General features: G+C 47.4%; 11 protein-coding genes. 1 reads left to right on the top strand and 10 read right to left on the bottom strand.

Features of this window, described 5'->3' with window-relative positions; genetic code table 11:
• Positions 1–171: 171 nt before the first annotated feature.
• The gene (locus tag GV030_RS11190; RefSeq protein WP_159582394.1) at positions 172–2,175 is read right to left on the bottom strand and encodes a glycosyl hydrolase 53 family protein; all 2,004 of its coding nucleotides are present in this window, start codon (positions 2,173–2,175) and stop codon (positions 172–174) included.
• Between the two features lie 194 nt (positions 2,176–2,369).
• Between GV030_RS11190 and GV030_RS11185 the strand changes: the two genes are divergently transcribed.
• Complete coding sequence (locus GV030_RS11185; RefSeq protein ID WP_159582393.1) at positions 2,370–6,461, top strand: hybrid sensor histidine kinase/response regulator transcription factor; 4,092 nt, start codon at positions 2,370–2,372, stop codon at positions 6,459–6,461.
• Positions 6,462–6,564: 103 nt separating this feature from the next.
• Here GV030_RS11185 and GV030_RS11180 read toward each other — a convergent pair whose 3' ends face one another.
• The 9 genes from GV030_RS11180 to GV030_RS11140 all read right to left on the bottom strand — a co-directional run bounded on the left by GV030_RS11180 (position 6,565) and on the right by GV030_RS11140 (position 20,732).
• Positions 6,565–7,893: a sugar porter family MFS transporter gene (locus GV030_RS11180; RefSeq protein WP_159582392.1), complete on the bottom strand. Its 1,329-nt coding sequence runs from the start codon at positions 7,891–7,893 to the stop codon at positions 6,565–6,567.
• Entirely contained in the window at positions 7,890–8,795 is a 906-nt protein-coding gene (locus tag GV030_RS11175; protein ID WP_159582391.1) for an ROK family protein, read from the bottom strand. Before GV030_RS11175 ends, GV030_RS11180 begins: the two co-directional genes overlap by 4 nt.
• A 149-nt stretch (positions 8,796–8,944) precedes the next feature.
• Entirely contained in the window at positions 8,945–10,324 is a 1,380-nt protein-coding gene (locus GV030_RS11170) for a glycoside hydrolase family 125 protein (protein ID WP_305054992.1), read from the bottom strand.
• An 86-nt stretch (positions 10,325–10,410) separates the two neighbouring features.
• Positions 10,411–12,915, bottom strand: a complete 2,505-nt coding sequence (locus GV030_RS11165; protein WP_159582389.1) for a glutaminase domain-containing protein — start codon at positions 12,913–12,915, stop codon at positions 10,411–10,413.
• 37 nt (positions 12,916–12,952) lie between these two features.
• Positions 12,953–13,093 carry a hypothetical protein gene (locus tag GV030_RS11160; RefSeq protein ID WP_159582388.1) on the bottom strand — a complete coding sequence of 47 codons (141 nt, stop codon included), beginning with the start codon at positions 13,091–13,093 and terminating at the stop codon, positions 12,953–12,955.
• Positions 13,094–13,111: 18 nt separating this feature from the next.
• Positions 13,112–15,391 (bottom strand): GH92 family glycosyl hydrolase, encoded by a 2,280-nt coding sequence (locus GV030_RS11155; protein ID WP_159582387.1) that lies wholly within the window; start codon positions 15,389–15,391, stop codon positions 13,112–13,114.
• Positions 15,392–15,455: 64 nt separating this feature from the next.
• Positions 15,456–17,651, bottom strand: a complete 2,196-nt coding sequence (locus GV030_RS11150) for a hypothetical protein (RefSeq protein WP_159582386.1) — start codon at positions 17,649–17,651, stop codon at positions 15,456–15,458.
• Between the two features lie 176 nt (positions 17,652–17,827).
• On the bottom strand, positions 17,828–18,670 hold the full coding sequence (locus GV030_RS11145; RefSeq protein ID WP_255465334.1) for a DUF3823 domain-containing protein: 843 nt from the start codon (positions 18,668–18,670) through the stop codon (positions 17,828–17,830).
• Between the two features lie 4 nt (positions 18,671–18,674).
• Positions 18,675–20,732 (bottom strand): RagB/SusD family nutrient uptake outer membrane protein, encoded by a 2,058-nt coding sequence (locus GV030_RS11140; protein ID WP_159582385.1) that lies wholly within the window; start codon positions 20,730–20,732, stop codon positions 18,675–18,677.
• Between the last annotated feature and the right edge of the window lie 43 nt (positions 20,733–20,775).

Raw genomic sequence — 20,775 nt, 5'->3', positions numbered from 1 at the left:
GATACATTGACAATGTATCACTCGAAAACTGGAAAATTCAATTTTGAAATGGTTTAATCATTTTGTCATCTGCAGACCAACTCGGTGTATTCAATAACATGGGCGTAACGAACTAAAAAAAAGCCAGATGAACAATTCACCTGGCTCTTTGAACACTCCAATTTAAGGCACTTACTCTTTAACAACTCTAATGACCTCAGTGCCTGCACCTGTCAGCCGCAGGATATAAATTCCCTTGGGCAAGCCATCCATACTGATCTGATCAGTCCTGCTCAAGGTACCTGAAAGTAAAGTGGCACCACTTAAATTCATAAGACTATACTGCCGATAACTGCTGTTTTCCAAATAGAGAACATCCGCCACCGGATTGGGATATACGCTGAGTTCCTGACCTTCTGATGGAAGCCCAATAGCAGTCACCACTCTGGCTGATGCCTGGTCACAGCTTTCCCACCCAAATGCAAATGTATTGTTGGTACCAGTAATGGTATACTGTCGGTCTGTGCCATAAGCCAAAGCGCATTCTGAAGGGACTGTTTCCCTAAAGCTCCATTTATTTCGTTTGAGGAAGTAATAACCCCCGGTGGCACCCTCTTCCATCGTGGTGGTGTAGGAGTAGATGTTGTTTCCCTCATGGGTCATGCTCAGTATCTGCCAATTGGCACCCGTGAAGTCTCCAGTCACATAGGCACCCTGAGCTCCATTCACTCCCGTCATATCCACCCGAAAAGTAACAGTTCGTTCAGTCATTGGGGTGCAACTTCCCCATGGGAAAGCCAACACATTCTGACCTGCCTGAATGGTATACTCCCGATCAGTCCCCCATTGCAAAGCACACTCAGCAGGTACGGTCTCCCGATCACCCCATGTATTGCTCTTTAAAAAATAATAGGCTCCGGTGGTACCCACTGGTATAGAAGTGGAATAGGTGTAGATATTTCCTCCTTCATTCACCATCGGGATGATCTGCCAGCTGCCACTGCCTGTAAAGTTCCCAGTCACATAAGCGCCATTGGCACCTGTTACTCCGGTCATATCTACTGAGAACGTCACATTGTTCACTCCGGCTCCATAACTCTGCTCCAAAAACTGCACCCCTCCATCGGTTATCAACTCATTATTGAAATTAAAGAACGTGGCATTCTCATAGTGTGATCCTGTACCCCACTCTGTATCGCAGCCAGTGGATACCCACGCCGGCTCCCAGTAGATGACTCCTATTCCACCTCTGTTATGCACTTCAGTGGTGATATCCACCAGCCAATTTCTCTGAGCGGCCGGGCTGGGCACTCCATAGCCACTTGGCATCTGACTCAGTATATTGCCAGCAGCATCGTTAGAAGCATCTGTCCAGGGCAGGCCTACTTCTACCAGCATCACATCCTTGTTGTAAGTGGTGCGCAGGTACTCTACTATGTCTCCCGTCTGTCCGATATTACCACCATGCCATTCCGGATAAAGCGAGAATCCCATAATGTCAAAATCTGTAACACCATTGGCGACTGCTGACCCAAACCAGCCATCACCGTGCACAGGGTTGGCGATGTGGAGTACCACCTTGGGTTGGATTGTAGAATTATTACCGGCAGCACGCACCCCGGCTATCCCGGCATTGATGATGGCACTTTGCCTGTTCCAATCTATAGGATAGATGTTGGCGCCTTCCGGAAACAACATACTCCCATTCGTTTCATTTCCTACCTGCACAAATTCCGGCATGAGACCGAGCTGATCCAGGTCACTCAATACCTGATAAGTATAATCATACATTTTGGTTTCCAGCGCAGGGGTATTGTTGACCAGTGAAGCCCAGGCAGAAGGGATCGCCTGTTTACCCGGATCCACCCAGGTATCGGAATAGTGAAAATCCAGGAGCACGCTCATACCCCTGGACCTGGCTCGGGTGATGGTAGTCACCACGTCGTTATAGCCAGAATATGAGGAAGGAAAAGCTGTCCATGCTTCGGGAGTGTGCCATAAGCGAACTCGGACAATATTCGCTCCATGGTCCGCCATGATCTGAAAGGGATCTCCGGCAGTGCCCCCATCATAGTAGATCGCCCCACAGTCTTCCATTTGATTGACATACGAAAGATCCACACCTTTGTAAAAGGTCTGAGCATTCACACTCAAATAGATCAGGATTGCTAGTAAAGTTGTAAAACTTGTTTTCATGGTCTTTGGTTGTTTGGTTTATAGTATAGAATTGATGGGAATAAAATTATCCTGATCACCTATCACGCCTGGACAACCATCTTGCAAATACCATTAAATTTCGACCATCATTTTAATGTTTTGTCAAAAACGAAGTGCGATAGACTTGTTTATTAAGAGATTTGGAAAATACGACTAAACTCCGGCACCGGATTATGACTCGAAGTAGACCCTTTCTATATGCCTTTCATATTCTGATAAGTATTGCCCTCCTGGCAATTCTTCCAATAAAAGCGCACGGAAAGACCATTTCATTTTTCTCAAACCTTTCCATGCGAGACGGCCTTCCTTCTAACATCATTGCTTCCATCGCACAGGATCAGCACGATTTCATCTGGGTGGCCACCGGATCTGGGTTGGCCAGATATGATGGCTATAAGTTTAGGGTATTCAAAAAAACCGAGCTCAGTAATTCCCTACCCTCAAACGAACTGAGCACTTTGCTGGCAGATGGAGAACATATTTGGGTAGGCACCTGGAGTGGCCTTTGCAAAATCAACATCAAAACCTTTGAGATCACCAGGATCAACCTTGGGGAGCCTGCAGCCATCCGGGCACTCTTCAAGGGTAAAGACAATGCGCTTTGGGTAGGCACAGGCAATGGGCTTATCCGATATGACCCCACCAGCCAGCAGTACCAGGTCTATAACAACCAACAGAATGGACTAAGTCATAATACCGTCCGTACGATCCACGAGGATCATCACGGGACCCTTTGGGTGGGCACTTATGACCAGCTCAACATCCTCCCAAAAGGTAAGGATCAGTTTATCACTATCCCTCTTCCGCAAAAAAATATACCGGGTATAAAAAACCACCTGATCCTGGACATTCAGGTTCAGAAAGCACATCCGGATTCTATGCTATGGGTAGGCACAGAAACCGGTCTTTTTCAGGTGAGCATAGCCAGCAGAAAGGCAGAAAGGTACAACGGGCAGGGCCGGTTCAGCAATGATGTCATCAAGTGCATATTTACTGACCAGAATAATCACCTCTGGCTGGGCACTGATTTTGGCCTGAATATTTTCGACCCTGAGTATGAAACGAATACCGTACATTTTCACAATCCCCAGCTTCCGTACTCCATCGCCAACAATGTGATCTGGCAAATATTTGAAGACCGAAGTGGGGTGCTCTGGCTGGTGACCTCCAATGGCCTCAGCCGGATCAACCAGTACGGTAGCTTCTATGAATACCAGGAAATTTCGCACACAGTAGAGGATCAGCTCATAGGCAATCAGGTGAAAACCATTCTCATAGATTCCAAGGGCATCTATTGGCTGGGCACTCAGGATGGCGTCATTCGCATCAATCCGGAAAGCGGCACCAAAAAAGTGTTTGATACCAATTCCAAACACCGGCTCCTGTTGAATAATGTCTTTGCACTCGAGGAAGATTTGTACGGCCATATATGGATAGGCTCTGCCGGGGGCATCAACATCTGGGATGAGACGAATGAACAAATGCATGCAATCACCGCCAATCAGCACAATGGACTGAGCTCTAACTATATTGGTAAGTTTACCAAAGGTGCCGATGGTACCTTCTGGGTGAGTGCCTGGGAAGGCGGTCTTTACAAGGTTGATGGAAACCTTCAAACCCTTGAGGAATTACTCTTCAGGCCCATACCTGACCTGGAAGCCGGATCAGCCAAGAATGTATTTGGAAATGGTGCCCTATGGGTGATCGAATACGACGAACTCTTTCGTGCAGATACCGCTTCCCTTACCAAAGAGCACATCAGTACATTTAGTGAAGCCTCCGGAAAACAAACCATCTACAGTGTCTATTTTTCAAAAAAAGGACACCTATGGGCAGGAACACTCAACGGACTGGTGCAGTACATACCTGAAGAAAACCGGAGTGTTTTTCATCAGGTAGTGACAGGCAGTGACGAGATCGTGAGCAGCATCATTGAAGACGAAGCAGGTAATATCTGGAGCACCACCAACACCTCCCTGCAGAAGCTTTCACCACCCACAGGGGAGATAGAACACTACCCATTGGACAAAGATTTACCGCTGAAAAGCTTCTACTATGGATGCGCCGCCAGGACCCAAAATGGGGAAATCATATTTGGTGGGGACAATGGTTACATTCGGTTTGCTCCGGGGAAAGCCCATCCCAATCTTTTTGACCCCAAAGTATACATCACCGCCATTGAAATCAACAACCGAAGTGTAGGCATCAATGACCAAATAGACGGGAAAGTGCTGCTACAACGAGATGTGGCGTTTACTCAGGCCCTTACCCTGGAATATGAGCAGCGATCGGTCACTTTTGAGTTTTCATCCCTTCACTTCTGGCAGCCCACGATGAATGTTTTTGCCTATAAGCTGGAAGGGCTTGATGAACAGTGGAACTACGTATCAGGCTTGAAAAACTTTGCCGTGTACTCAAACCTCCCTGCCGGAAAGTACACTTTCAAAGTAAAAGGCTCCAACAACTATGGCGTGGAAAGTACCCACATGGCCAGTCTGGGACTCACCGTAAAGCCTCCACTCCTGCTGAGCACTGGCTTTTTTGTGTTGTATGTTATTCTGGGGAGTTTGGCCATTTTCTATTCGCTGCGGTTCTATTCCAGCAGGGTACATCTGAGGAACGAACTCAGGATCATTCGAATGGAAAAAGAGCACGCGGAGGAAATAGAACAAACTAAAGAGCAGTTTTTTACCAACATCTCTCATGAACTGAGAACACCGATCAGCCTGATTTTGCCACCCATTCATGAGATTCAAAAAAAAGGTCATCTGGATACCCAAAGCACCAAACTCATCGCTCTGGCGGAAAAGAACTCTGTGCGCCTGCTTCGGTTGGTCAATCAAATACTCGATTTCAATAAACTCGAAAATGAAACCCTGCAAATCAAAGTGGCCCCGGTGGATCTGGTCAAGTTTTGCCAGGAGGTGTTCGTGCTCTTCACAGACCAGGCCGAACGACAGCAAATCCACTTTTCTTTCGAAAGCTCACATGACGAGCACCGGGTCTGGGTAGATGCTGAAAAGATTGAGACCGTACTTTTCAACCTCCTCTCCAACGCCTTCAAATTCACCCACGCGGGAGGCTCCATTACGCTCCAGCTGAGGATACTGGAAGACTCACCTCCATTTAAGGAAGGAGCTTTTGAATTCAGAGTGAGTGATACGGGTGTGGGCATTTCAGAAGCCGACAAAACACGAGTATTCGAAAGGTTTTACCAAACCAAGGCAGGGAGAAAAATGGATGCCAGCACGGGCATAGGGCTCACACTGGCCGCAGAGTATGTAGACCTGCACCACGGCACCATCACTGTGGAAAGTGCGCTGGGAGCAGGTACTACCTTCACCGTGCAGCTTCCGCTTGGCAAGACACACTTCCCCATAGATTCTGTGCAGGATGAGGAGATCAACCTGAGGGCCACACGCTCACTCTATGCCCACCAGGAAGGGGCCAAGCCATACCATCTGGACCTGGACTCTGACAAGCCCATGGTGCTAATCATTGAGGACAACACGGACATCATTGATTTCATACGTACAAGCCTGGGACACAAATTCAATTTTGTAGTGGCACAGAATGGGGAAGAAGGACTGCAAAAAGCCAACAACTTCATGCCTGAGGTCATTATCTCAGACATCATGATGCCGGTGATGGATGGACTGACCTTATGCGAAAAAGTGAAGGAAAACCCCAAAACGAGCCACATCACCATCATCTTACTCACTGCCAAGAGTATGCCCTCCAATCGCCTGGAAGGCATCAAAAAAGGCGCAGATGTGTATCTCACCAAGCCCTTCGAAATAGAACTACTGGAGGCACACGTGAACAACCTCATCCACAGAAAAAAGGAACTCACGAGCTACTTTCGCAATGAGCTGGTAGTCAGTCAGGACACGCCCGAAACCAAAGACAATCAGGACAATAAGTTTTTGAAAAAAGTGATGGACCTCATAGAGGCCAACATCAGTGAGCCTGACTTTGGAGTAGAAAACATCAGCAAGGAAATAGGGATGAGTTCCACACATCTTTATCGGAGACTGAAGGCTCTGACCAATCTCTCTGCTCAGGACATTATCAAAAAATACCGCATCAAAAAAGCCTCTCTGCTCCTGGAAAACAATGAAGGGAACGTCTCTGAAACCATGTACAAAGTGGGATTTTCCAGTGCCTCATACTTCTCCAAGTGCTTCAAAGCAGAGTTTGGCATGACCCCCAAGGAGTTTCAGCGCGAGCGGGCAAGTGCATCAGATAAATCTCTGGATATCTGACCCCAAGAAAGGGGCGGGTTAAAAGTCCTATTTGATAAAAAAATCTGAAGCGCCCGAGCACTTCTTTCTAGGGAAGTGCCCGGGCAATTAGCTAAAATAACGGTCAATTGACTAGCTCTTCCTCCAGTTTCTCCAAACTTTTACCTCGCGTTTCGGGCATCATAAAATGTGTGTAAAGCAACTGCAAGACCATAAAGCACCCGAAGAATACAAAAGCGACCCAGGGGGCAAATGAATTGATCAGAACTGATCCGAAAAGGGTAATCAAAGCTGCAAAAACCCAATGGGTTCCACTGCCCCAGGCCTGACCATAAGCCCGCACGCGATTGGGGAAAATCTCAGAAATAAATATCCAGATCACAGCACCCTGGCCTATGGCGTGAGACGCAATAAACGTCAGGATAAATACCAGTTTGAAAATGGCACTGGAGTCTGTGTAAAAACCATAAGCCACCATAAACAAGCTAATGATGTAACCTACAGATCCAATGTACATCAGTTGTTTTCTTCCTGCCCGATCAATCAGGGACATCCCCACAAAAGTGAATATCAAATTGATTACTCCAATGGAAATAGAGCTCAGCAATGAATCCGAAGCTCCGAACCCCGCTTTCACCAATATTTCCGGAGCATAGTAGAGGATGAAATTGATCCCCGAAAGCTGATTGAAGAAGGCAATCAGAAAAGCCAAAATCAGTGGGCGTTTATATTTGGCAGAGAAGACCGAAGAGGTATCATGTGCGGTACGCTGATGATCCTCCTCTATGTCCTTCAGCATAGATTGGGCACGCTCCTCTGATCCTGTCAGTCCCTTCAGGATTTCGAACGCTTCGGTGGTATTGTTTTTATACAAAACCAACCATCTAGGACTTCTGGGTACCCCAAACACCATGATGGTATAGAATAGCGCTGGTAGCGCCTCTATCCCCAGCATCCATCGCCAGTCGTTTTCGCCTCCCACTCCCTGAAGCAGGTAATTGGAAATGAAAGCCACCAGAATCCCCAGCACCAAATTGAACTGATAGAGCGCACCAAGCCTGCCTCTGTTGCTCGCCGAAGAGATCTCCGATATATAAGTAGGTGCTGCAATAGAGGAGATTCCCACACCTAATCCTCCAATAAACCTGAACAGTGAAAATGTATACGGATCAGGAGCTAGACCACTCCCCACGGCAGATACAAAATACAACACGCCTATCCATATCAACGTAGAGCGTCTTCCCAGACGATCAGTAGGAAACCCCGCCAGTAACGCCCCGACCACAGTACCCCACAGCGCCATCGACATGATGAAAGTGCCATGAAACCACTCTGAAGTATTCCAAAGTTCTTTGATAGGAAGATTCGCCCCTGAAATGACCACCGTATCAAATCCAAACAAAAATCCCGACAATGACGCAGCGAGCGCCGCAAATATTAATTTTCCTTTCATGGTTGATAGTTAAAATGATTAACAGTTTTCTTTTCGTAGGCCACAGCCGCGCCTACGACGGGTGCATCTTCGCCAAGGGTGGATAGGTGTATGGGTGTATTGACACCAAGAGATGCAAGCCTATCCTTTACACCAGGGAGAAACAAATTCCCCGCTTTCATAATATTACCCCCCAACACAATAGAATCGGCACGCTCCATTTTGACGAAAATGCCTAAAAAATCACCCAGATTTTGAGCAAACTCCTCAAATACGGTTCTGGAAATGGGATCATCCTGATAACTAAGTGCCAGATCTTTAGCTCCGCCAATATCCGCTCCACCCAACTCCCTGTACCGGGTTTTGAACCAATGAGTGGATAGATAATCTTCTGCAATCCCATTTTTGAAGGGCAACTGCCACAGCGCTGCATCACACCCTATCCCCCCTTGCAGCCTGGCAGTACCACAGCCGGTGCCAAGTATCACACCGATGGAGCTTTGGCTATCCCGGGCTGCTCCCATAGCCATTTCCCCCTGGAGAAAACAAGCCGCATCATTGGTCATTACAACATTTTCATCCGGTATGTCCAAAGTCTGCGACAGGGCCTCGGGAATGTTTAACCCATACAGATTACCGTATTTATTCAGTCCTTTGATCATACAGACACCTGAGTCGTAATCACAAGGCCCAGGCATGGCCATCCCAATATGCCGCTCCAAATCCGGGTATTGACGATAGCAAGTCTGAATTACCTTTTGCCAATCTTCCAAAATGTAATCGGCAGGGCGTTGGGAATCCAGGTCCAATCTGCACTGTGAATCCGGAAGGAAAACATGGTCATCCAGGTCCACCAAAGCGGCTGTCACATGTGATCCGCCTACATCCATTCCCATCACTATACGTGACTTCCTTTCTATCATAGTTGATTGATATTTCCGGCCAGTGAAGCACGGATTTTCTGATCTATTAGTTGAGTATGAAAAATGTGCGATCGTGCACTCAGCATTAAAGGGTTTAAAGAGCTGCCAGATCAGCAGAAGTGACCCGACAGCTCAAACCTACCTAACAATCAAACCAACAGTAAGTCTTCTCTACCCTGAGTCACAAGCTTGAGCACCAACTCCCCAAAGAGGGTATTGGCCCAGGCAAACCATGATCGGGTAAATTTCTCTGGGTTGTCCTTATGAAAGGTCTCATGCATAAATCCGGTATCCGCATCGGTATCACGAAGGGTCCTCAGGCACCACCTGATCTCATCATCCTCTGCACTGGTAAGGGCGCGCATGATGATACTCATAGGCCAGATCATATCATAGCCCACATGTGGTCCACCGATCCCCTCAGCGGCAGTTCCTTTAAAGAAATAAGGATTATCCGTGCTCCAGATCAGTTTCCTTGTATTCTGATAAATGGCATCATCTTTTTCTATCAACCCCAAATACGGCAGTGCCAGCAAACTAGGTACATTGGCATCATCCATAAAAGTGTGATTGCCAAACCCGTCTACTTCAAAAGCATATACTTTCCCATATTTGGGATGATTGACCACCCCATATTCTTTAATGGCTCCTTCCACTTCATCAGCCAAAGCTCTACACTCCTGAGCGAAGGATGCAGCCCCCTTGATGTGGTCATTGATCTCGGCGATTTGTCGCAAAGACACCACCGCAAACAAGTTGGAAGGAATGAGAAAGCCATAAGTAGTGGCATCATCTGACGGTCTGAATGACGAATTAATCAATCCAACAGGCTTCAAAGGACGTCCTAAACCTTCATTGGAGAGGGTATCCAACTGCCGTTCGCTTTTACGAAGGAATCTGTACGGCCCGACACCCGCTTTTCGCTGCTGCTCTTTAAATGTCTTCACGATCAGTTTTGCCGCTTGCTGCCAATCCCCATCGAAAGCAGAATCATCACCAGTCACTTTCCAGTAATGATAAGCCAGACGAACGGTGTAGGCCAGCGAGTCAATTTCCCACTTGCGCTCATGAAGACCTGCTTTCATATCCGTATCATCGCTCATCCAGTGCACTTCGTCTTCCGTCGTTTTGTTGAAAGCATTGGCATATGGATCCAGCAACACACACTGTGTCTGGCGATGAATAACACCCCTCAGCAAATTCTGCAGGTGCTTGTCTTTCCTGGCCAGCGAGAGATAGGGCCAAACCTGTGCCGTGGAATCCCGCAACCACATGGCGTGGATATCTCCGGTGATGACAAACGTATCCGGCTTTCCATCTTTCTCGGCATACTCCACTGTGGTATCCAGTGTGTTGGGAAAACAGTTTTCAAACAACCAGGCCAGCTTAGGGTCTTTGATCTTCTTTTTGGTCTCCGAAATGGTCCTATCCACCATCTTAGAAGTAAAGTTTCTTTCTGCCAAAGGGGGTCGGTTGGTCGTCCATTCCTTAGCCTGAAACATCCCAAACAAGCTGTTAGGAGGCACCATGGCCAATCCAGACATGGCTATGGTGCCCGTCTTTATAAAATCTCTTCTATTACTCATGTATTTGGATTCTAGAATGACTAACCGAATTATTTGTCCAGCACTTTGATGAATGTACCGCCTACTACAGACCGGGCCTGGAAGCCCACCTGATGAGCATTAGGTGTCTCGTACCAGTCACTCATTGGCACACGATCTGGCGTTTCGGTCACATAATCATACACCGGATCGATGAACTTTTGGAAAGTCACCTGATCATTGGCTAGAGTGGCAGTCCAAATCACCCAGTCAGCCTTGGTATAGGTTCTCCTATTGTCTAGCGGCAAGCCGTACTCATTTTGCTTGGTTAAGTAATAGGCAACCTCTTTCTGAGCTACTTCAGCGGGGAAAATGCCCAGATTGAGCAATTTGTCCCAAACCAAATTATACTTCTGGCTCCAGGTTCCTTCCTTGTCAAAAGTCAATTTGAAATGATCCCCATCGTCAGCCATTTTGATCCACTCCTGGGCCATCTGCCTGGCCTGAGCCGTATACTTTTCGGCAATCTCTTCCTTCCCCAGCATTTCGGCCAGTTTTCCATAACCCGCTATGCCCATAATCGCTTTTACCGAAAGGTTGACATTGTGCGCAAAGTGTCCTGCAAAGTCATCCGTACATAGCTGATTTTCCGGATCAAGCCCATTCTCCAGCAGGTAATTAGCCCAGGTGGTCAATACATCCCAATGCTGCTCCGCGTACTTTGCATCCCCTTCAGCATTGGCAATGGCTGTAGCCAAAATGAGCATGTTGCCACTTTCTTCCACTGGCATATCACCACCATAAGTCTGGCCGTTTGCCTGCGGATATGTCCCCACATCATGCGCTGCAAAGGGCTTAGTCCACCTGCCGCTTTCGGAGTAATAGAAAATAGGATTCAACATTCCCTTGAGCAATTCAGGGTTGTATGCCAGGAACAATGGCGCAGATGGGTATGTCACATCCACCGTACCAATAGATCCATTGCTGAAATTCTCTTTGGAAAGAAACAAAATTTCACCTTTAGTATCTTTTACCAGCTTGTGAGCCGCAATGGACTGACGGTAAGAGAGCACACATAGCCTGGCATAGTTTTCACCACCCGCCTGCCTGGCATCCTGATAAATTTTAGCATCCAATTCATCGCAGGTAGTCATCGTTTGATCGTGACCTGTAGCCGCTGAGGTCAACGCCTGATTGAAACTCACCTGACCATCTTTTGTCCACCACGCTTTCAGGTTGTCACCAAAGTACTGGATGGATTCAATGTCGTCATAGGCAAGCATCACATAGCCACTCACGGGGCTGGAGGATACCGATTCCAAATCATCGGTGAAAGCCAATACAGGCATTGATTGCGCCAAGACTGCTTTGGTCTCTGAACCTGAAGGCTGAATTTCTCCTGTTTCGGAGAAGATTTTTTTCACTTCTGAAAAATCACCAAATGCAAATGTTTTACTGGCTGATTGCTCTGACGCGAGATAAAAATGCCCCCAATCGATACGTACATCATCACCCTTCTTACCCAGCACTGATTGCTCTGTTGTTCCGGTTTTCAGGAAGTTTACGTTCCCCACCTTGCCCGAATTGATGGTCACTTCCTGGTTCAGTTCATTCACTGCCCACTCCGGAGTAGCCTCCAGGTATACTTTCACATCGTGAGACTGGCCATCATTGGCCACCACCTGATAGTTGATGTAGTTAACCGGTCGGGAAAGCAAATCCAGATTATCGATCACCAAAGGAGACACAAACTCAACCAAAAGGTCAACTGGCCCGCAAGTGAAACTATATTTAGTTTGTGTGGCAGTCATTTTCACACCCGTCTGCTGAGCTACCTGACCGAAAACCGGCTTCCTCTCACTGTCTTTGAAGATTCCAAAGTCAACATAAGCCAGGCCTCCTCTGTCCAAACAATGAGCAGCAATCACGTTTTTGCCATTGACATTCAACAGACTCTTATCCAGCGCTATTGTGATGTTTTGCTTCGCACGGTTGCCAGTGTTCACCACCTCCTTACCGTTGATGTATAGTTCAAAATCATCGTCGTGTGAATAGTTGAGGTATAGCTTCCCGGAACCTAAATCCGATAGTGTGAATTCCCTACGGACCCAGATTTCTCTGGTGGACCAGTCGGTTTTTACATGGTAGGTATTTGGGGTTCCAAAACCACCCTTTCCAGACTTCCACGAAGCATCATTAAACTCCGGCTGCTCCCACCCAGCCGCAGGTGCCTCGTTCACATAGGTGCCATCCCATGCCTCATATTTGGCATTGGTGAGCACAGGCTGCAAAGGAATCTCCTCTTTGCCGAGGAAGCGATAGGTCTTGCCATCTACACGCACTGCACCGATCAGGGAGTGGTTTTTTCCTGTCCAGTGTTTGACCGGACTGTCAAAAAGCTGATCTGAAGTAGACCAGGCACTGGTGTATGGGTCAATAGTGATCAAAGGATAAGCAGGTGCTCTGAATTCCAGGCCCGCCTCCTCTTTTGGTGGCTCCACCGGCTTTGAACAAGCAGTCAGAACAAGGCCTGTGATTGCAAATACTAATAAACGGTTTAAAAATGTACTGGACATAATTTTAGCTTTTGGTCGATATTTTATCAATAGTGTTTTAATAGTGGTGATCTAACTGGTCACGGAGTGCGTCAAAGTTGTAAAACGGAATGCACGAGGTAGCCGCAGTTAATTCCCGGGTACTCGCTTTCAGAATACCCGGGGAAATAACCATATGAAGAAGTACTACGTGTTTCATTCAATCTTAAACTTAGATTTACCTGTCGTTTGAAAATGAATAAGGAAAATCTTTTTTCTTTGTGCCTCGGCTTTTATTGGGATTCTCACTCATCTCAAAATTGATTTTGGCTCCCTTCAGCAGGTCCTCATGGGTCAGATAATTTTGACTGGAAGTAGCGCCATTCAAAGTGAGTTCATTAATGTACACTTTGTCTTCACCATTGCCTTGAGCACTTATTTCAATCTTTTTGCCATTTTCCAGATATATCACTGCACGATCAAACAGTGGTGACCCTATCACATACTGATCTGATCCGGGGCATACCGGGTAGAATCCGAGTGCCGAAAAAACATACCATGCAGAGGTCTGCCCATTGTCTTCATCGCCACAGTATCCATCAGGCGCAGCACTGTAAAGGTTGCTCATTACCTCGCGTACTCTGGCTTGAGCTTTCCAGGGCTGCCCGGAGTAGTTATAGAGATAGATCATGTGCTGAATCGGCTGATTGCCATGCGCATAGTTACCCATGTTCATGATCTGCATTTCTCTGATCTCATGGATCACTGCGCCATAGTAGCTCTCATCAAAAACCGGGGACAAATTGAACACTGAATCCATCATGCCATTGAAGGAATCATAGCCCCCCATGAGATCGATCAGTCCCTGTGGGTCATGAAAAACTGACCATGTATAATGCCAACTGTTGCCCTCTGTGAAGGCATCTCCCCATTTCAGTGGATTGAAGGGTGCCTGGAAAGTCCCATCCTCATTTTTGCCTCTCATTAGCTTGTGCTCAGGATCAAATACGTTTTTGTAGTTCATGGCCCGCTTAGCGAACACATTTATCTCTGACTTTGGTTTACCCAATGTCTTACCTAGCTGATAGATACACCAGTCGTCATAAGCGTACTCAAGTGTTCTGGCCACATTTTCCCTGATCCCAACATTGTAGGGCACATAGCCCAGTTTGTTATAATAGTCGTAACCCCATCTTCCTGTGGATCCTATCTGTGGATGTCTGGAGTTGGCACCACTCACCACGGCCTGCCACAGTGCCTCTATGTCATGATCTGTCAGTCCTTTCAAGTAGGCATCCGCCACCACAGAAGCGGAGTTGTTGCCTACCATACAATCCCTATGTCCCGGGCTGGCCCACTCTGGCAAGAAGCCGCTTTCGTGATAGGTATTTACCAGACCTTCCTGCATTTTGGCATTCATGGAAGGATACACCAGATTGAGAAATGGAAACAGGGCTCTGAAGGTGTCCCAAAACCCGGTATCGGTAAACATCTCGCCAGCTACCACTTTGCCATTGAATGGGCTGTAATGGATCACCTCACCCTTTGCATTGATCTCTGACAGGGTTCTTGGAAACAATACCGAACGATACAGACATGAGTAGAAAGTCCTGATGTTATCAATGTTGGTATCCGTAATTTCTATTCGGCCAAGGATGTCGTTCCATTCGGCTTTGCCTTCCTGCTTTACCTGGTCAAAAGACTTATCCTCCACCTCTTTCAGATTAAGCAAGGCCTGCTCCGGACTAACAAATGATGATGCAACCCGTGCATGGACTACCTCACCCCGGGTGGTTTTAAAGCCAATCACCGCTCCGGCATGGTCACCGGTCCATTGAGTGGTTCCCTCCCTGATCTTGTTGCTTTCCACGGCTGCCTGGTACTCAAAGGGCTTATCAAACACCATTACAAAGTAGTTTTTGAAGTTAGCCGGTACTCCTCCGGTATTCTTGGTGTTATAGCCCGTGATCATGTTTCTCTCAGGGTGGATCTTAATGGACGATCCATTGTCAAAGGCATCAACCACGACATAGGATTGATCCGTTTCGGGAAACGTAAAACGAAAGACAGATGCCCGCGATGTTGGCGCTATTTCAGTAACCACATCATGCTCAGCCAAATAAACCTTGTAGTAATAAGGATGGGCTGTTTCTGCCTTGTGTGAAAACCAACTCGCACGGTCATCCTGATTGAAAACCAACTTATTGGTCACCGGCATGATCGCAAACTGACCATAATCGTTGATCCAGGGGCTTGGCTGATGTGTCTGCTTGAATCCACGTATCTTATCTTCTGTGTATACATACTGCCAGCCATCACCCATTTTCCCGGTTTGTGGTGTCCAGAAATTCATACCCCATGGCCTGGCAATAATCGGATAGGTATTACCAGTGGATAAAGAATGCTTGGATTGCGTTCCCACCATTGTACTCACATAGCTTACCGGATCATTGATCTGTGCATTCCCTTCCAGTACCAAACTGCATAGAAAAAACGCTCTGATAATCCAAATTTTCATTCTCATTATGATTCACTTAAGTTCTTAATTACTCTTTATTTTCAATTTGTCTAATCGGTGTCACTCACCACTTCACACTCACATGTACCCCTTCAGGATTATTATCAAACCTCAGGAAGCACGTCTTGCTTACCTCATCCCATGAGGACTCCACTTTCATGGCCTCTCCAAAATGATCGATAACCTTGATATCCGCCACTTTTTTCGGGAGTAGAATTCTCATCACATTGGTGGTATTCAATGGGCTTTTCACCAGAAATGCATAGGAGTGCTCCGCTATTTCCTCATCGTAAACTCTGGCAGCCGTGGCTATCACCTGGGGTATATCACGATTCTCCACTCTATCGATATTGAAGAGTAAGGCCTGCTCTCCCGGGTTGATCACCTTGGTAGTCAACACGGGGATTTCCGGATCAAACAAATCGATCAGCATCCCCTCAAGGGTATAAGGAGTCACATCGGCATTTTCATCCACTACCGAAATAATCTCATAAGGTCCGCGGGTAAGCGCGAAATTGTTTTTAAATGCTAACCCCTCACCGGTGGTCTTTCGGTAGAGTGCATCTATGGCACTCACAAAGTCATCATCACTCCCGGCTTCCAGCACAAACTCCTTGGGGTCATTGCGCAATACCCGAACCAGCCCCTCGCCATACTGATATTCCCCTGCCTCCAAAGGCACGTCCAGCCCGAGGTTCTCAAACAGGTGATCTGAGGGCGCTTTGAAATCATTCTCCCCGGTATTCCACCAGTCCTGCACCCGCTGAAAGACATCCTCATCTCTGGCGCTATACACCAAAGTGCCGCCAGCTTTTACCCACTCAGCCAGGTACCCATGAGCGGTCTCTTCCATTGGCTTCATGTTGGAGTAGGACATGATCAATACCCTGATGTCCTTCAGTGTTTCCGGAAAAGAAACATTTTCGATGTGCACGGTCTTCACAGGTACGCCCCTCTTCAGTAAGGGTAATGCCTGACCGTAAAAATTAGAGAGTTGCGGATCTTCGTAGCCCGCGTGTGTAGGAAATCGCTGAAACATCAAAGAGTTGGCCATCAAAATGCCAATGCCCTGAGAGCCGCTCACTTTATTCTCTGATAATGGCATGTGGTTCAGGGCATTGATCATGACCTGCATTTGCGTAGAATAAAATCGCGGAATTCGCTCTTTTTCATCACTATCAGCGCTGGTCCTGTAGAGGCCCTGATAAATCCTGTTGGGCCATGGCATCACCTCATAATTGGCGATCATCGGGTAGAGAAGTTGAGCGGTGAATGTAGCCTGGTAGTTCTTTTTGTAATCCGCCCAATCCCTCGGCCAATCCTCTATTGGATCGGTTAAAAAGAATAACTTTCTGCCGGTAGGGGCGGTCATGGACTCCATGGATCCGTACTCCAGAAAAGCCGTTTCAAAAACCCGTTCTTTCCTTTCTCCCTTGAAATAATTGGGCTCGCGGGACGTACCCGTCCATACCTGAGCAATGTACCCGTCTACACACGGCAATGAAGCCAGACTGGCCTCAGGACTTACAATCATCCATTGAGAATAATTGACAAGGGAGTGTGTGGGCACATAGCAACGAACATCCATACCCTTGCTTTTACCATACGCCTTGGCATAAGTGAAGCACTCATTCAAAGCCCTGTAGTAAAGGTGATACTTGAGCTTATTCGAGAGGTATGTATTTTCGGCAGACTCGTGTTGGGGTCTCCAGTCAAACCCATAGTATTCTTTCCATTCCCGCTTAAATGCTTCGCTATAGCCTGATCGTGACCAAAACTCCGGCTCCTCCAGGTATATCGCATCTATGCCAGCATCTATCACCCGTTTGATGACCGCCTCCTTCATGTACTGGATGAAGTTGGTGGAAGGGACTATGTATGGTACCATGTGACCATGCCAGATCGTATCTCCCTGCTGGGTGACCTGCCCCTCATCCAGGTGCCACTTGCCATCCCACTTACCTGTGAAATAATCCTGATATTCACCCCATGCTATCCCCGACATAAAGTGAGTAGTGTAGCCCCTGTCCCTCCAGGACTGAACACGCTCTTCAAAAGTCATCCCACCGTTCTCATGGTGATCCTTTACACTGTACACAATGGCCACATCCGCCCGCACATCGATCACAGGCTTCCACGGATTTGAGGTTTGAAAAACGGTCTTTTCTTTAGGACGATCTTCCGCCCGTTGGTCCTGGGCATCGCTACAAGAGAGTAAAACGATGATCAGGAAAAGGTTTATCACTGTGGTTATTCGCATTTATCTTAACAATCTTCATTTAGAAAAAGAGCAAACCACCCTCACACAAACGGCTAATTCCATTTGTCATTTGGCAGATAACCTGAGCTATCTAAGACGCCAAAAAGGGAGGATCTGCATTAAAATTGAAAGGCTTAATACCATCATACCGAGAGGGTATTAAGCCTTTGGATATCCTAAGGAATCAAGACCTGTGTGGCCTCATTGTAGTTCCATCTTCGGATTCCACTTCCTCTGGGTGTATCGTAGTTGATACGAGCTGCTGCCCGTACAAACACCGCCCTGCCGGAAGGTATGGTGCCTGTGGACTCGATGGTTATAGTCTCTCCTACCAGACCGTCAAATGAAGCCCCGGAGTATTCGATCGCATTGGACCAGCGAGTGTCCCTGGCTCGGTAGCCAACAGAAGATGAATAGCTCACAAAAAGCTGAACATCAGTCACATTGAAGAAACTATCACTGTAACCACCCATAGGTTCAATTTTGGATTGGAAATCCTCCTCGGAAACACCTCTGGTCACCTTGACCTGCGCCCTTACCTTGCCGTTGACCACTGTAGGTGAACCTACCCACTCCACTTTGAGGAAAGGCTGCACCTCAAACCTTGCTTTCGTTACCCCTTCAATTTCCATTGTCTGGGTTTCGTTGGCAAGAGGAACACCTCGATCATCTTCCCTTAGCAAGGGAATGAATGGGCCATCCACCTGAATGTTGTAGGTACCTTTGAAGAGCCTTGTATTCTGAAAAGTGCCGTCGGGCATACAGAAGAAGTCCGGGTTTGGAGCTACATTATCTCCCCAGCTGAGCTCAGTCAGACGTACCCTGATTCCCTCGCTACCCTGATCGGTGAGCACTGGCTCTCCAGTGGCTACATCTACCACCTCACCCTTTAGGGTTTCGGCGGGTGCGTCATAGTTATCCAACTCAAACAAGCTGCAGGCACTGAGTGAAATCAGCAAAAGCATAGCAGCATAATTCGGGATTCTTATCATTTTCTGAATATTCTTATTTAAGCTCATTTCCTTATCTGTTTGGTTGTTGGTCAATCATCGAGCTTTTGGCCACTTCATTGCCAGGAATGGCGAAATAGTAGTCCACCACATTGTACTCGAAGGTTTTCAGACTTACCCACTGAAACCTCGCATCAAAAAAGTACTGACCGCTCTCTGTAGAAAAGAAGGGATAAAGCCCCCGGAAGCGATAGCGAGAGTTATTACTGAATTGATCCGCATCTCGGGTTTCGCCCCAAAATCCATCTCTGCCTTCGTAGTGCTGTACCCGCCATCTGCGCACATCCCATTTGGTCTTGTGCTCCAGGGCCAGCTCTTTTCGTCGCTCCCTGCGCACGATGTTACGACCTGTAATGTCCGGAGTAATATTGCCTGCCAGCAAAGTGGCTCCTGCCCGTCTTCGGATTTGGTTCACAGCAGAAGTAGCTGTAAGCATCAGATCTGACCCATCAGGTGCGACCTCTCCGGTAAGAGACAGTTCTACAGCCGCTTCGGCGGCATTGAGCAATACCTCTGCATATCGCATAAGGATAAAGTGCTGATCTGACCTGCCCTCGCCCGCATCAAACGAAGGGTCATCATTCAGCCATTTACGTCCGTAAAGCCCTGTAAGACACCCTTCACCATTGTCATAGAATGGCCCGTTGGCGCCTGCGGCGGTCATTTCAGCTCCATTATAATTCACGGTTTCCTGGCCATTTCCTTCTCTGGAGCTAAGAAACAACGACTTTGGTGACTGGGTGTACTCACTCAGCTGCTGGTAGCGAGTCTCGGCTGCCGCAAATGAGTAGTCGTTGAAAAGGGGCTCTACAGGCTCTGATCCCGTATATACTCCAGCTCTGATTTCTATTTCCTTACCCTTGAATACATCCCCCGGGAAGATCACATAGGCGCGCAGACGTGGCTCAGCATTGCTGAAAAAATCCATTGGTGAATCATACATCAGGTAGTCCCCTTCCGTGTTGGAATTGCCTGTGGTTACCTTGAGGGTACCATTCGGATACCGATCAAAACCATCAAACAATTCCACAAAATCAGCGGTAGGACAAACCCCTGATGCCAGTGGTGCCTTAAAGATAAATGGAGCACTATAAGCATCGTATCCATGAGTTACTGTCGGGTAGACATATTCCTTTACATAGATATTTTCGGAGCTCGAGAGGTCACTAAACATATCGACCATATTCTGATATTGAGCTTCAGGATCACCTTCTACCCATTTGTTCATATAGAGTGAATATGCCCCACTGTTGATCACCTCCTGTGCAGCCGCATAGGCTTCTCTAAAGTATCTGATGGATGCTGTCTGCCATGAGCCCTCGTCAAAGCCAATCACTCGCACGCCTGTTTTCAATCCAAAACCTGTCAGACGTCCGGGAACGGTCTCATTGTATTTGGCTACACTCCCCGCATACAACATAGCCTCAGACTTGAATGACAAAGCCACGTACTTGTTGGCATAGCCACGCTCCTGGCTGGTGGGCTGCAGCAGGTCAATGGCCTGGTCAAAGTCCGCCAACACCTGATCCCATGTCTCTTCTTCTGTGGCCCGTGGTATATCCGCTTCTGCAGCATCTGCAGGATATTCGATCAGCTTTGTTACCAGCGGAACACCCCCGAAGCGTCTAGCCATAGCAGCAAACACCATCGCTCTGGCAAAATATGCCTCTCCCAAATAGTGATTGTAAGTAACACTTGGAAATGAGCTCTGATACTCCGGCAAAGTTTCAATCAGGTAATTCGCATCTCTCAGCAATGTAAATGCCTGACCCCAGTAGGGTGTACGTTCACCGGTAAAGGCCGCACAAATCCCATCTCGATTCAATGCTTCGCCGGTGCCGGCTATTCCCAGGGCATTAAGCCATCCGTTGTACTCAAAGCCCCACTGGGGCATGTATTTGAAGTCCTCAAAAGGCATTCGGCTATACATGCGCGCCAGATAAACCTTCATTCCGGATTCGCTGGTCAAGAGCGTTTCATCACCCACCACGTTTGGCGGTGGTATGTCCAGGTCTGCACAAGCAGAGATGGTGAGTAAGCTTATCAGAAATAATATATATATCCTTTTCATATCATCATCAAATTTTCAGTTCGTTGTTTCACAGTAACCATTT

Origin of the sequence: Marinoscillum sp. 108 (assembly GCF_902506655.1) — a bacterium.
Taxonomy (GTDB): Bacteria; Bacteroidota; Bacteroidia; order Cytophagales; family Cyclobacteriaceae; genus Marinoscillum; species Marinoscillum luteum.
This window is presented reverse-complemented; position numbering and strand designations above follow the sequence as displayed.